At 72.0% G+C, this 13,200-nt stretch carries 12 protein-coding genes; 3 read left to right on the forward strand and 9 right to left on the reverse strand.

Annotated features, from left to right (window positions below):
* Positions 1–75 precede the first annotated feature (75 nt).
* The 6 genes from chvE to CFP65_RS36630 all read right to left on the reverse strand — a co-directional run bounded on the left by chvE (position 76) and on the right by CFP65_RS36630 (position 4,952).
* The gene (chvE, locus tag CFP65_RS36610; protein ID WP_104820210.1) at positions 76–1,173 is read right to left on the reverse strand and encodes a multiple monosaccharide ABC transporter substrate-binding protein; all 1,098 of its coding nucleotides are present in this window, start codon (positions 1,171–1,173) and stop codon (positions 76–78) included.
* 297 nt (positions 1,174–1,470) lie between these two features.
* Positions 1,471–1,602, reverse strand: a complete 132-nt coding sequence (locus CFP65_RS41945; protein ID WP_256387295.1) for a hypothetical protein — start codon at positions 1,600–1,602, stop codon at positions 1,471–1,473.
* Between the two features lie 334 nt (positions 1,603–1,936).
* Entirely contained in the window at positions 1,937–2,719 is a 783-nt protein-coding gene (locus CFP65_RS36615) for a hypothetical protein (protein ID WP_254552757.1), read from the reverse strand.
* Positions 2,716–3,246, reverse strand: coding sequence for a SigE family RNA polymerase sigma factor (locus tag CFP65_RS36620; protein WP_104820211.1), 531 nt, complete (start codon positions 3,244–3,246; stop codon positions 2,716–2,718). Before CFP65_RS36620 ends, CFP65_RS36615 begins: the two co-directional genes overlap by 4 nt.
* Positions 3,247–3,368: 122 nt before the next feature.
* Positions 3,369–4,373 (reverse strand): expansin EXLX1 family cellulose-binding protein, encoded by a 1,005-nt coding sequence (locus tag CFP65_RS36625; protein WP_104820212.1) that lies wholly within the window; start codon positions 4,371–4,373, stop codon positions 3,369–3,371.
* A 180-nt stretch (positions 4,374–4,553) separates the two neighbouring features.
* Entirely contained in the window at positions 4,554–4,952 is a 399-nt protein-coding gene (locus CFP65_RS36630; RefSeq protein WP_104820213.1) for a glyoxalase/bleomycin resistance/extradiol dioxygenase family protein, read from the reverse strand.
* Between the two features lie 94 nt (positions 4,953–5,046).
* On the opposite strand from CFP65_RS36630, the gene CFP65_RS36635 reads away from it, so the two are divergent.
* The 3 genes from CFP65_RS36635 to CFP65_RS36645 all read left to right on the forward strand — a co-directional run bounded on the left by CFP65_RS36635 (position 5,047) and on the right by CFP65_RS36645 (position 7,993).
* The gene (locus CFP65_RS36635) at positions 5,047–6,036 is read left to right on the forward strand and encodes a YafY family protein (RefSeq protein ID WP_104821385.1); all 990 of its coding nucleotides are present in this window, start codon (positions 5,047–5,049) and stop codon (positions 6,034–6,036) included.
* A gap of 66 nt (positions 6,037–6,102) precedes the next feature.
* Complete coding sequence (locus CFP65_RS36640) at positions 6,103–6,465, forward strand: DUF1304 domain-containing protein (protein ID WP_104820214.1); 363 nt, start codon at positions 6,103–6,105, stop codon at positions 6,463–6,465.
* 178 nt (positions 6,466–6,643) lie between these two features.
* The gene (locus CFP65_RS36645) at positions 6,644–7,993 is read left to right on the forward strand and encodes a PHB depolymerase family esterase (RefSeq protein ID WP_254552758.1); all 1,350 of its coding nucleotides are present in this window, start codon (positions 6,644–6,646) and stop codon (positions 7,991–7,993) included.
* A gap of 26 nt (positions 7,994–8,019) precedes the next feature.
* Here CFP65_RS36645 and CFP65_RS36650 read toward each other — a convergent pair.
* From CFP65_RS36650 to CFP65_RS36660, 3 genes are all read right to left on the reverse strand, one after another.
* Positions 8,020–8,951, reverse strand: a protein-coding gene (locus tag CFP65_RS36650; protein ID WP_371682383.1) for an IS5 family transposase whose coding sequence is annotated in 2 segments (ribosomal slippage) — positions 8,020–8,516 and positions 8,516–8,951 — 933 coding nt in all. Because the reading frame shifts where the segments join, the coding sequence is not laid out codon by codon here.
* Between the two features lie 137 nt (positions 8,952–9,088).
* Positions 9,089–10,294, reverse strand: a complete 1,206-nt coding sequence (locus tag CFP65_RS36655) for an endo-1,4-beta-xylanase (RefSeq protein ID WP_104820215.1) — start codon at positions 10,292–10,294, stop codon at positions 9,089–9,091.
* Positions 10,295–10,496: 202 nt separating this feature from the next.
* Positions 10,497–12,992 carry a glycoside hydrolase family 9 protein gene (locus tag CFP65_RS36660; protein WP_104820216.1) on the reverse strand — a complete coding sequence of 832 codons (2,496 nt, stop codon included), beginning with the start codon at positions 12,990–12,992 and terminating at the stop codon, positions 10,497–10,499.
* Between the last annotated feature and the right edge of the window lie 208 nt (positions 12,993–13,200).

Here is a 13,200-nt window from a genome sequence, read left to right on the forward strand (position 1 = left end):
CGGCTGGGGCGGCCCGAGGGCCCGTCTTCGCGCCTCCGGAGGGGGAAGACGGGCCCTCGGGCCCCGGGAGGTGGGCTACTTGAGCTGGTCCGCGGTGTACTGGCCGCCGTCGACGAGCACCTTCTGGTAGTTGTCCTTGTCCACGCTCACCGGCTGCAGCAGGTAGGCCGGGACGGTCTTGGCGCCGTTGTTGTACTGGGTGGTGTCGTTGGTCTCCGGCTTGCCGCCGGTGAGCAGCGCGTCGCCCATCTGCACCGCGACCTTGGCGAGCTCCCGGGTGTCCTTGTAGACGGTCTGGGTCTGCTCGCCGGCGATGATCGACTTCACCGAGGCCAGCTCGCCGTCCTGGCCGGTGACGATGGGCAGCGGCTTGCCCGAGCCGCCGTAGCCGACGCTCTTGAGCGAGGAGAGGATGCCGATGGAGATGCCGTCGTAGGGCGAGAGCACGGCGTCGACCCGGGCGGAGGTGTAGGACTTGCTCAGCAGGTTGTCCATCCGGGACTGGGCGAGACCGCCGTCCCAGCGGAGCGTGGCGACCTGGTTGAAGCCGGTCTGGCCGCTCTGGACCACCAGCTTCTTGCTGTCCAGGTACGGCTTGAGCACGCTCATCGCGCCGTTGAAGAAGAAGGTGGCGTTGTTGTCGTCCGGCGAGCCGGCGAAGAGCTCGACGTTGAACGGGCCCTTGCCGTCCTTGAGGTCCAGCTTCTGGGCGATGTAGTCGCCCTGGAGCACGCCGACCTTGAAGTTGTCGAAGGTCGCGTAGTAGTCGACGTTCTTGGTGCCGCGGATCAGCCGGTCGTAGGAGATCACCGGGATGTGGGCGTCGGCGGCCTTCTGCAGGACGTCGGTGAGCGAGGAGCCGTCGATGGCCGCGACCACCAGCAGCCGGGCGCCCTTGGTGATCATGTTCTCGAGCTGCGAGACCTGGTTCTCGACGACGTTGTCGCCGTACTGCAGGTCGGTCTTGTAGCCCTTGGCCTGGAACTGCTTGACCATGTTGTCGCCGTCGTTGATCCAGCGCTCGGACGACTTGGTGGGCATCGAGATCCCGACCAGCCCGCCCTTGGTGTCGGCCTTGGGAGCATCGCCCCCGACGCCGTTGGCACCCTGGCCGCAGGCGGCCAGCGTGAGCGACAGGGCTGCGGCGGCGAGAGGCGCCACAAGCTTCCGCACAGTTCCTCCAGTGGTGTACCGGGATCGACCCAGCCCGCGCGGACGCCGTGGATCGGTCGAGCAGCGATTGAGCGTGAGGTTCAGAGGTGAACGCCGTGTTGCGGCCCGGTGGCGCGGGACGGACCGTCCCGGGCCCGTCCTGGCCTGGCGTTACCTGAGTGTTAACGCTCACACTCCGGTCGTCAAGGGCCCTTGGGATCACTGTTGGATATCGTGCGGCCGCGCCGGTCGCGGCGGTGCGGGGGGAATTGACCCGGCGGTATTGTTAGCGATAACAATGCGGCTGGGACCGTTGGTTCACCTCCGGCGGCCCTGCCCGCGCCAGCGTCGGACGGCACGTCCGAGCAGCACCGGCCCGAGCGCGGTCACCGTGGTCGGCAGCGCCTCGCGCGCGTCGGTCTCCGTGGCGAACGCGAACCGGCCGCCCACGCCGCCCTCGGTCTGCCGAGGTTCTGCAGGGACTGCATGGTGTCGTCGCGCTCCCGGTTCGCCATCACGTCCGAGTAGCTGTCGCAGACCCGGGCGACCAGGGGCAGTTGGAGCCCGCCGCCCGCCCTCGGTGCGGCCGCAGCGGTGGTCGTGGCGGCGCCGCAGAGCAGGAGCGGTGCGGAGCAGACCAGGACACGGCGTCGGGATCTCATGCCACCACCGTGCGGCGCCCGGCCCGCCGCCGCAGTGTTCGGGCCACCGTGCCCGGGCAGCTTCACCCTGTCGGTGCGCCCGGCCCGCCGGACGGCCCGGGCGCACCGTGGCGGCCGGCCCCTCACTGTGCCGGGGCGAACCCTCCCCAGACCGTGGCCGGTCCGGCCGCCGACCTGCCGTCGACCCGGTAGCTGTCGTTCGCGGCGTCGCGGGCCCCGGTGGCGTGGTTGAACTGGGCGGCGAACTCGTGCTGTCCGGTCGGCACGGTGCGCCCCGACTTGAGCACCCAGCGGTAGACCAGAACGCCGCCGGACTCCTGGGCGGTGACGGTGAAGTCCACGTCCGGCAGGGTCCGCCAGTTGCCGGTGTCCCGTACGCCGCCGGTCTGGGCGATGCGCAGTTCGACGGTGAGCGAGGTCAGCGGCTGGGCGCTCCGGAGGGTGAGGTTCTGCTGCGACCAGTAGACGCTGCTGTGCGCGTCCACCGCAGCCTGCGACCAGAGCGGCCCGAACTGGGGCCGGCTGCTCGCCGACGGGGTGGGGCGCGGGGTGACCGCCGGGGCGCTGGCCTTGGCCGGGGTGGAGGAGACGGCCGACGGGGTGGCCGAAGGAGTCGGGGTGGGGGTCGGGGAGGGGACGGCCGGGGCGACGGTGGGCTCGGCGGGCGGCGGAGTCCGCACGATGGCGGCGACGGCCAGACCGCCGGTGGCCAGGATGCCGGCGGCGGCCAGCGAGGCGAGTGCGGCCCTGGGCCAGGACCGCAGGCCGGAGCGCTGCCGGTGCCGGACGGCGGGGCCGGCAGCGCCGCGCTGCACGCGGGCCAGCATCCGGGCGCGGTCGGGCCGGTGGGCCTCGGCTGCCTCGCGCAGGTGCTGGGCGATGTGCTCGTCGATGTTGTCGTTCACCGGGTCCTCCTTCCGGTCGCCAGGGCGCCGACCACTCCGGCGCCGAGCAATTGTTCCAGCTCGGCCATGCCCTTCGAGGTCTGGCTCTTCACCGTACCCACCGATATGCCCAGCGCCGCCGCGGTCTCCTTCTCCGAGAGGTCGAAGGCGTGCCGCAGCACGACGCAGGACCGCTTGCGGAACGGCAGCCGACCGAGCGCGGTCCGGACGTCGAGGACGGCGGCCACATCCGGTCCGGCGGTCTTCTCCGGGTGGCGGGACCAGAACAGCCCGACCCGCCGCCGCTCCCGGACGGCACTGCGGATCCGGGTCCGGGCCAGATTGGCGACCACCCCGCGCGCGTAGGCGAGGGGGTGGTCGGCGGCGCGCAGGCGGTCCCACCGCTGCCACAGGGCGAGCAGGGCGTCGGCGGCGAGGTCGTCCGCCGCGTCGGTCTCGCCGGTCAGCAGGTGGGCGAACCGGGCGAGTTCGGCGTAGTGGCGTTCGAAGAAGTCGTGGAACTCCGCGGAAGCGTCATCGAGGAGCATCTCCCTCGGTAGCCCTCTCCCTGCATGGTGATGTGCGATGTGGTCGTGCCGGTGGTCGTGATCCGCGCGGCCGTCGTGGTGGGCTGCTATGTGATCGCTAACAAGCAGCCCGAGCATACCGGTCAATGTTGGGCGAACTGCACGCGGGTCGCCTGGACGACATCGGGCCGCACCGCGATCCCGTCCACGGTCAGCTGCTCGCCGTAGATGTCGGTGACCCGGATCGGGCCCCCGCACCCGCTGCCGTCCGGCGAGAGGAAGTAGTTGTAGTCGGTGCGGTCGAGCCGGCGCCAGCCGCCCCCGGCCCGAACCTCCAACCGCGCCACCGGATTGCGGTGCCCGAGCACCTGGATCCCGCACCACCACTGCGTGGACCCGGGCTTGTACCGGATCGACATCGTCCCCGCCGCTCCCGGGCTCTGCAGCGACCAGGTGATCGGGAGCCGGCCCACCGAGAGGGCGGCGAGCTTGGCGAAGGCCTGGTGACTGAGGTCGAGCTGCCCAGGCGCACAGGGCAGCGGGCACTCGTTGACGATCCGGACCGTGATGCTCGCTCCGTCGGCCGCGCGGACCAGCACCGTGGCTCCGCACGCCTGCGAGGTCTCGTAGTCCGTGTGGTTCATCGCCGCGACCATCAGATCCTCGGTCGGGCCGAACGAGCAGGCGCCGTTGCCGTCCGCGGCGTCGTACGAGGTGGCGACGCCCGGGTAGCTCGTTCCGGGCTTGATCCGGCCGGCCAGGGCGGTGGCGGTGCGGGTGGTGTCGCCCGGGCTCGGGCTCGGGCTCGTGCTCGTGGCGGCGCTCGGGGGTTGGGACGGGGCGGACGGGGTGTCGGCCGACGGGGTCGGCGAGGAGGACGGGGATGCCGTGGCGGAGGCGGGGGGCGGGGTGGTCGCGGGCGGCGGGGCGGTGGACGGTGCGGCGGCGACCGGGAGGCCGGCCGCGACGGCGGTCGGGGCCGTCGCGGCGGCTGCGGCCACGGGGTGGCCGGAGGCGTCGCGGCTCTCAGACAGCAGCATGGCGGTCAGGCAGAGCAGCAGGCTGACGGCTGCCAGCGCGAGCGAGAGGCCCGTCCTCGGTCCTCGGCCGCGTCGGGCGTGCGGGGCAGTGTGTCTGGTCGTCCTCATGCCAGTTCCATCCGGTAGATCGAGTCGCGTTTCACCGGCCAGTGGTCGCAGCGCGCGGAAAGGTTGCCGCCCGCCGAAAATTTTTCGCGGGGGAGCGTCCCGCCACCCGATTCGGTCCCTGCGGAGGGTGCCGTGCCGGGACCGGCCCCGCGCCGGCCCGCCCCTGCGGCCGCGCCGTCGTCAGCGAGCGAACTTCTCGATGGCCGCCGGCGTGACGGGAGTGAAGAAGTTGACGAGGTTGCCGTCGGGGTCTCGGAGCAGGAGCGACCGGTTGCCCCAGGGCATCGTGGTGGGCTCGGTCACGAAGTCGGCGACGAGATCGACCAGGTTCCGGTACACGCCGTCCACGTCGGCGACGAGGAATTCGATGATCACGGTGTGGTTGTCGGCCGGACGGGCGGAGCCGGGTGCGAAGAGCGCCACCGTGCGGGTACTGCCGATCGCGAGGGTGCCGCCGGCGGTCCGGAGTTCGGCGAAGTCCTCGGTGGACCAGTCCGCCCGCACTCCGGTGGCTCGCTCGTAGAAGTCGACAAGGCGTGCGATGTCGCCGGTGATGATCCGGATCGAAACCAGGTCCATGGTGCTCTCCTCAGGTGGGTGAAGCCGTTGCACCTCGGACGCTAGAGCAGATAGTGGACAGAATCGGTCCGGTATCGACGCTAGGCTCGTGGACATGGCTCGACCCACCGGCCGCGTGCTCACCCTCCTGGAACTCCTGCAGTCAGGCGGCATCAGAACGGCGGCCGAACTCGCCGACCGGCTCGGCGTCGACGGGCGCACCGTGCGGCGGTACGTGGAGCACCTGGTCGACCTCGACATCCCCGTCGAGACGGTCCGTGGCCGCTACGGCGGATACCGGCTCGCCCCCGGATACCGCCTGCCGCCGCTCATGCTCAACGACGACGAGGCGCTCGCCGTGCTGCTCGGACTCGTGGCCGGCCGCAGGGCGGGGTTGCTGACGGCGACGGAGACCGCGGGGGAGACGGCGGCGGCCAAGATCCGCCGGGCGCTGCCCGAGCGGCTGGCCCGTCGGCTCGACGCGGTCATGGAATCCCTCGCCTTCACGGCTGCGCCCGGCGAGTCGGCCACCCCGGAGACGGGGGTGCTGCTCGCCGTCTCCGACGCGGTACGACACCGCCGCCCGATCTCGATCAGGTACACCGCCCGGGACGGCCGACGGAGCGAACGCACGCTGCACCCGTACGGGATCGTCACCCATGAGGGCCGGTGGTACGTCACGGGCACCGATCCCGGGGTCGGCCAGGACCGGACGTTCCGGCTCGATCGCATCGCGGACGCGAGGACCCTGCCCGGCTCGTTCGAGCCCCCCGCCGGACTCGATCCGGCCGAGCGGGTCCTGTCAGGGCTCGCCACGGCCGCGTACCGGCACGAAGTGACGCTGCGGATCCTCGGGACGGTCGAACAGATCCGGGCCCGGCTTCCCGCCAGCGTGGCGAGCGTGTCGGAGCTCGCCCCCGAGGCAGGGACGGATCCGCACACCGAGCGTTGGCTGTGCGTCGAACTGCGGGCGGAGCGGCTCGACTGGCTGCCTCCGGTACTCGCCTCGCTCGACCGGCCGTTCGTGGTCGAGCGACCGGAGGAACTCCGAGACCTCGTCACCGCGCTCGCCGACCGGCTCGCAGCCTCGGCCCACCGCGTCTGACCTCGCCACCCGACGGGGCGCCGGGCCTCGCCTCGGTCGGGCCGTCGGCTGCGTAGTATGCGCGTCATGTCCACAGCTGCCGTGATCGCGGTCCTCGCCCTTGCCGTCCTGCACGTCTACATCCTGGTCCTGGAGGTCTTCCTCTGGACCACGCCCCGGGCCAGGGCCTCCTTCGGCACGACGGAGGAGTTCGCGCTCTCGACCAAGGCGATGGCCGCCAACCAGGGCCTGTACAACGGGTTCCTGGCGGCCGGCCTGTTCTGGGGCGCCTTCGCCGGTGACCCGGTGGGGTTCCAGGTGCGGCTGTTCTTCGTCTCCTGCGTGGCCGTGGCCGGGCTGTTCGGTGCCGTGACCGCCTCCCGCAAGATCCTCTTCGTCCAGACCGTGCCCGCCCTCGTCGTGCTCGCCCTGGTGCTGGCGGCGCACTGACGGTCCGTGAAACTTTCACCCCGGCAGGCAGGGTGAATCCGCAGGTGGCGGGCGTTCGGCCGGGCCGACGGCCGCGGGAGCGTTGACGGCGGAGCTAGATCGACATCAGCATCGGCATGTTTCGGTCGGATTGCCGGAACATTTCGATCGACTGTACGTTCTCGGACGGAGAGCTCCTGTGCGCCCACCCCGCCTCATATCCCGTCTCCTCGGCCTGGCCGCCGCCGTCGGCCTGGCGGTCGGCCTGAGCCTGCCGGCCGCCTCGCCCGCCGCCGCCGCCTCGCTGACGCAGATCGGCAACTTCGGCACCAACCCGACCGGCCTGGTGATGAACCTGTACGTGCCGGCCGGCGCCAAGGCCAACCCGCCGATCCTGCTGGCCCTGCACGGCTGCCAGGGGTCGGGTCCCTACCTGTACTCGAGCACCGACTTCGCCTCGCTGGCCGACCGGTACGGCTTCCTGGTGATCTACCCCTCGACCAACCCGAGCGGCAGCTGCTGGGACGTCTCCTCCGGCCAGGCGCTGACCCGGGGCGGCGGCAGCGACCCGGTCGGGCTGATGTCGATGATCACCTACGCGGAGCAGCACTACGGCGGCAACGTCAACGCCGTGTACGTGACCGGCGAGTCCTCGGGCGCCATGATGACCAACGTGATGCTCGCCGACTACCCCGACGTGTTCAAGGCGGGCGCGGCGTTCATGGGCGTGCCGTACCACTGCTTCTACACCGGCACCGTCCGGGGCTGGAACTCGGCCTGCGCCCAGGGCCAGGTCTCGATGACCCCGCAGCAGTGGGGCAACCTGGTGCGGGGCACGGGTGACCCGGGGTACACCGGCCCGCGTCCGCGCGTGCAGCTGTGGCACGGCACCGCCGACACCATCCTGAACCACAACAACCTCGGCGAGGAGACCAAGGAGTGGACCGACGTCCTCGGCGTCAGCCAGACCCCGTCGGCCACCGACACCCCGGCCGCCAACTGGACCCGCACCCGGTACGACAACGGCGCCGGCACCACCCAGGTCGAGGCGTACAGCATCGCCGGCGCCGGGCACGAACTGCCGATCAAGGGCACCGCGATGGCCGCCACCGCGATCCGCTTCATGGGCCTGGACGGGGCGAACTCCGGTGGTGGCGCGACCGGTGCGCTGCACGCGGTGGCCGCGGGCAAGTGCCTGACCGATGCGAACAACACCACGCTGGGCACCCAGCAGCAGATCTACGCCTGCAACGGCGGTGCCAACCAGACCTGGACCCACACCGCGGCCAACCAGCTGACCGTGAGCGTGGGCGGCAGCACGCTCTGCCTGGACGCCGAAGGCCACGGCACCACGGCCGGCACCAAGGCGATCGTCTGGTCCTGCAACGGCCAGGCCAACCAGCAGTGGCAGCTCAACTCGAACGGCACCGTCACCGGAGTGCAGTCGGGGCTCTGCCTGGACGTGAGCGGTCTGGGCACCGCCGACGGCACCCCCGTTCAGCTGTGGAACTGCAGCGGCGGCACCAACCAGCAGTGGACCCTGAGCTGAACTCCGCCTAGGGGCTGTCCGGTCGATCATGTTCGGAGCCAGATGACGAGGGCTGCCGCGGTGACAGTGCCGAGGTAGACGTAGCCGCGTTTGTCGTATCGGGTGGCGACGGCTCTGGCGTGCTTGAGCTTGTTGATGGCCCGTTCGACGGTGTTCCGCTTCTTGTACCGCTCCTCGTCGAAGCCCGGTGGCCGTCCGCCGCGTGATCCCTTGCGCAGGCGGGCGGCCCGGCTGTCGGTCTTCTCCGGGATGGTGTGCGGGATGCCGCGCCTGCGCAGGTAGGTGCGGCACGGCCCGTTGCTGTAGGCCTTGTCGGCGGCCAGGCTGTCGGGCGTCTTGCGGGGCCTGCCCGGGCCGGTCCGCGGGACGCGGATCCTCTCCAGCACGGGCTCGAACTGCGTGCAGTCAGCCCGCTGCCCCGCGGTGACGACCAGGGACAGCGGGCGGCACCGGCCGTCCGCGCTCAGGTGGACCTTGGTGGTGAACCCGCCGCGCGAGCGGCCCAGGCCCTCACCTCCAGCACCACCTCCGCCAGACGGGCGACGAGGCTCTGCCACGGTGTCTCGTCCTGGTGTTCTCCTGGCCCATCCCCCTTTGGGGCGAGGGCTGGCGGCAGGTCGGTAGGGGCGCCGGCCGCGTGCTGGTGGGCCCGCACGACGGTGGAGTCGACCGAGATGTCCCAGTCGATGTCGCCGCTCGCGTCCGCCTCGGCCTGGACCCGCTGGAGCAGGCGCTCCCAGGTCCCGTCGGCCGACCACAGTCGGTGGCGTTCGTAGATGGTCTTCCAGGGACCGAAACGCTCGGGCAGGTCACGCCAGTGCACACCGGTCCGCACCCGGTGCAGAATCCCGTCGATCACCTGCCGGTGGTCCCGCCACCGCCCGCAACGCCTGTTGCTGACCGGCAGGAACGGCCGCAGCCGTTCCCACTCGGCATCTGTCAGATCACCCCGCCCCATGACCGAACCAACGACCAGAGCAAGCGAAAGTCACATGATCGGCCGGACAGCTCCTAGTCGAGCCGCGCCTGGTCGAGCTTCGCCGAGTCGAACTCCGCCGGGCCCGCAGGGGTACGCCCCCGCGGGCCCGGCCGCGGTCACTCCTGCCCGGTGGCGCTCCGGCCGTGGCGCCCGTGGCCCGCCGCCGAAGCCAGGTCCTGCCGGAGCGCGAAGTAGGCGGCCTTCGGCTGGTACTTGGCGTCGTAGAGCAGGCCGTAGCCCTCCCCGGCGAAGGTGCCCGGGATCCAGGAGTCGCCGTCGTAGACGCCCCAGGCCGTGAACGAGATGCACTGCCGGACGAGTTGGCAGCCCTTGAGCATCTCGGAGAACTCGTACGGCTGGGCGAGCTCGGCGAGCGGGCTGGTCGGCACCTGGTCGGTCGCGTTGTTCACGAAGGTGCGCACGTCCGCCTCGGTGACGGCGGTCTTCAGCCCCAGGTCGCCGTAGCCCTGGAGGTCGGCCTGGAAGCGCTGGGCGTCGAAGCCGTACTGGGTGTCCAGGTGGCCCTGCTCGCCGATGCCGTCGATCGGCACCCCCTGCGCGCGCAGCTTCGCCACGTAGTCGTGCACCGCCTGGTACTTGGCGTTGGTGCCGTCCTGGCCGGCGATGTTGTAGTCGTTGTAGAACAGCAGCGCCTTCGGGTCGGCCTGGTGCGCCCAGCGGAAGGCGTCGGCGATGACGTCCTCGCCCAGGTGCTGGACCCAGAAGTCCTTGCTGTTCAGGCCGTTGGGCAGGGCGGCGTCCCAGGAGTTGGAGAAGACCTCGTTGGCCACGTCCCACTGCCAGATCTTGCCGCGGAAGTGGCCGACCTCCTCGGTGATGTGCCGGTGCAGGATCTCGCGCAGCTGCGCGTCGGTGATGGAGCCGTCGCTCACCCCGGTGGTGAGCCAGGCCGGCAGCTGGTTGTGCCACAGCAGGGTGTGGCCGCGGACCTCCTGCCCGTGCTGCCGGGCGAACCGCACCAGCTGGTCCGCGGCCTTCCAGTCGTAGCTGCCCCGAGTGGGCTCCACCGCCTCCCACTTCATGACGTTCTCCGGGGTGACGACGGAGAACTGGTCGGCGGCGATCCGGGTGTACGCCTGGTCGGACCCCAGCAGGGCCATGTCGACGGCGGTGCCGATGCGCAGGCCCTGCTTCGCTCCCAGCGCCCGCAGGGAGTCGCTCGGCGCCCGGTAACCGGCGTCCGCGGCGGCGGACCCGGCTGCGGACCCGGCTGCGGACGGGGCGGACGCGGCGGCGGACGGGGCGAGCATGAGGACGGCGGCGATGCCGGCGGCGGTGGCGAGCTGACGGCGTAGCTTCACGGCGTACTCCTTGGATCACGGGTGGGGTGGGGGCTCGGCAGCCCGAAAGTTTCGAGAATGTTGCCGAACTTCGGGAAAGCTAGCCCCAGGAATCCACTGGCGTCAATGGTCTTGCAGACGAGGGGAGTTGGCGCCGACCGGCCGAACGCAGGTCGGCCGCAGCACCGTGACGGTGCTGCGGCCGACGGATCGCGTGCAGTGCTCAGGCGCAGTCGGCGCCGTTCAGGGTGAACTTGGCCGGGGCCGGGTTGCTGCCGGAGTACGTTGCCTGGAAGCCGAGGCTCGCACTCGCGCCGGGGGCGAGGGTGCCGTTCCAGCCGGCGTCCCGGGCGGTCACGGTGGCGCCCGACTGGGTCACCGTGGCGTTCCAGGCGTTGGAGATCCGCTGGTCACCGGCGAAGCTCCAGCCGAGCGTCCAGCCGGAGACGGTGGACGTGCCGGTGTTCTTCACCGTCACGGTGGCGGTGAACCCGTTGCTCCACGCGTTGTCGACCCGGTACGCCACCGAGCAGGAGGCCGCCGGGGGCACCGGGTCGTCGTCCGCCTCGGTCGCGGTGAAGCCGCCCGCCTGCACGCCCGGGCCCGCGACCGAGAACACCGCGCTGCCCGCCACGCTGTCGGCGTCCTGCGCCGCCGCGAGTGAAATCTGCTGCGGGGTGGCCCAGTTGGCCGGGGTGAAGAGCAGCGAGGAGGTGGTCGCCGACAGGTCGGTGTCCCCCGAGACCCGGGTGACGGTCAGGGTGACGTTCTGGGTGGGCGCGGCCGAGAGCCGTGCCGCCACCGTGGCGGAGCCGCCCTCGGGGACGGTCACCGACGCCGGGGTGACCTGGACGGCGGGGGTGGCCGGTGCGGGCCGCCGCTCGGCGGCGAAGGCCGCGAGCCAGGCCAGCGAGGCGTTCCAGTTGATCGCCACCTCGTTGGTCGAGTACGAGCCGATGTCGTCCACGTAGCAGGCTGCCGGTGCGCAGCCGGTCAGTTGGGCCTTGGCCACCGGGTCCTCCAGGCCCGCGTCCGGGCCGCCCGCGAAGGCGCCGGCCGGCGGGTGCGGCAGGGAGGGGTCGTTCTCGTGCGCCCAGAACCGGTGGTGCTCGTTCTCCGAGGCCCGCGCGCCGTAGCCGGAGACGTAGGAGCGGTCCAGGGCGTTGCGGCCCAGCAGGTAGTCCATGGTCTCCAGCGCACCCGCCCGGTAGCGCTGGGCGCCGGTCAGCTCGTAGGCCACGGCCAGCACCATCGCGTTGTTCGCCACCGCGCCGTTGGACCCCCAGACGTAGCCGTCGGCGGGGAGCGGCACCGCGTAGCCCTGCCCGGCCATGGTGGCCAGGTAGCCGTCGGCGGCCGAGGTCAGCAGGCCCCGCAGCCGGGTCAGGTCGGTGGCGGGCAGGGCCACCCCGGGCACGGTGGCCAGGGTGATCCGGCCGAGGGTGGCCGTGCCGCCCCAGTAGAAGGCGTCGGCCGGCTCGGTGTGGTGCGGCGAGGAGGTGACCGCGTCCCGGTACTGCGACTCGCCGGTGGTGGCGAGGAGTTCGGCTGCCGCCCAGTAGAACTCGTCGGAGACGTCGGAGTCCTCGTAGGCGCCGCCGCCGGTGCTGTCGCTCGCCGGGGCGAGCAGGTTCGGGTTGGCCTTGGCCGCCGTCCAGGCGCGGCGGGCCGCGTCCAGGCAGCGGGCGGCGAAGGCGGCGTCGTACGGCGCGTACACCCGGGCGCACTGGGCGGCGGTGGCGGCCAGGTTGAGCGTGGCGGCGGTCGAGGGCTTGTGCAGCTCGCGCTGCTGGTCGTCGAGGTCGGGCCGGGTCGGCAGCCCGGTCCACTGCGCGTCGTGGATCTTGTGGAAGGCCATCCCGGCCAGCGGCTGGCCCGCCGGCACCTGCATCCGCAGCAGGAACTCCAGCTCCCAACGGGCCTCGTCGAGCACGTCCGGCACCCCGTTGCCGCGCTCGGGTACGCGCAGCGTGCTGTCGCCGACGGCCGCGTCGCCGCCCGAACGGTGCGCCCGCTCGAAGGAGTTGACCAGCTCCCAGGTGGCGATGCCGCCGTTGACCACGTACTTGCCCTGGTCGCCCGCGTCGTACCAGCCGCCGCGCACGTCCAGCCGGTAGTCGCAGACCCCGGCCTGGCAGGGCACGCTGGTGTCACCCTTGTTCGGCGCCACCCCCAGGTGGCCGGCCGGGCGGGCGTACGCGCTGCCGGCCAGGGCGGCGTCGATCGGGATGCCGCTGCGCTGCTGGTAGAAGAACGACATGCTGTCCGCGCGCAGCCCGTCGTAGAGCGCGGGCGAGATGTCGAAGGGGTGGCTGGCCTGGCCGTTCACGGCCAGGGTGTAGCCGGAGCCGGTGCCGGTGTACGCGCCGAAGTCGACCAGGTGGGTGGACTGGCCGGAGGCCGGGTCGGCGCCGTGCACGGTGGTGGTGCCGGTGGCGACCTGGGTGCCGGCTGCGTCGCGCAGCTGCCAGGTGAGCGGGGTGGTGGCGGTGCTGACCACGGTGGCCCGCTTGGGGCCGTCGGGGAGGTAGCCGAGCTGGTTCACCCGGACCGGGACGTCGGCGGCGGAGCCGACGGCGCCCGAGGTGGCGGCGGTGGCGGCGATGGCGGTGGCCGGGGTGAACGCGGCGGCGGTCACCCCGCCGGCGGCCAGGGCCAGGCCGGTCAGCACGGCGGCCGCGCGGTGCGGCAGCCCGCGGCCGGAGGGGACGGGAGGCATGGGTGGGCCTTCCTGCACGGGGGAGGGGAAGGCGGGAGCCCCGAAGACATCTGGGAGCGCTCCCACTTGGTCCCATGAAGCCAGCAGGACGACGGGTGCGTCAAGATGCGGTGAACGAGCAACAGGTGACGTCTCGTCAGAGAACCTGGGCCGCGGAGCGGGTCGACCGGCGGCCGGCGAGCTCGGAGGGTGACCCCGGCGCGGCGGC

This window comes from Kitasatospora sp. MMS16-BH015 (assembly GCF_002943525.1).
Classification (GTDB): Bacteria; Actinomycetota; Actinomycetes; order Streptomycetales; family Streptomycetaceae; genus Kitasatospora.

Bases quoted from the DNA above. Each gene is read 5' to 3' on its own strand.
- CFP65_RS36630 (WP_104820213.1), bottom strand. From the start codon at position 4,952: ATGGACCTGGTTTCGATCCGGATCATCACCGGCGACATCGCACGCCTT.
- CFP65_RS36660 (WP_104820216.1), bottom strand. From the start codon at position 12,992: ATGCCTCCCGTCCCCTCCGGCCGCGGGCTGCCGCACCGCGCGGCCGCC.
- CFP65_RS36620 (WP_104820211.1), bottom strand. From the start codon at position 3,246: ATGCTCCTCGATGACGCTTCCGCGGAGTTCCACGACTTCTTCGAACGC.
- CFP65_RS36635 (WP_104821385.1), top strand. From the start codon at position 5,047: ATGGCTCGACCCACCGGCCGCGTGCTCACCCTCCTGGAACTCCTGCAG.
- CFP65_RS36640 (WP_104820214.1), top strand. From the start codon at position 6,103: ATGTCCACAGCTGCCGTGATCGCGGTCCTCGCCCTTGCCGTCCTGCAC.
- CFP65_RS36625 (WP_104820212.1), bottom strand. From the start codon at position 4,373: ATGAGGACGACCAGACACACTGCCCCGCACGCCCGACGCGGCCGAGGA.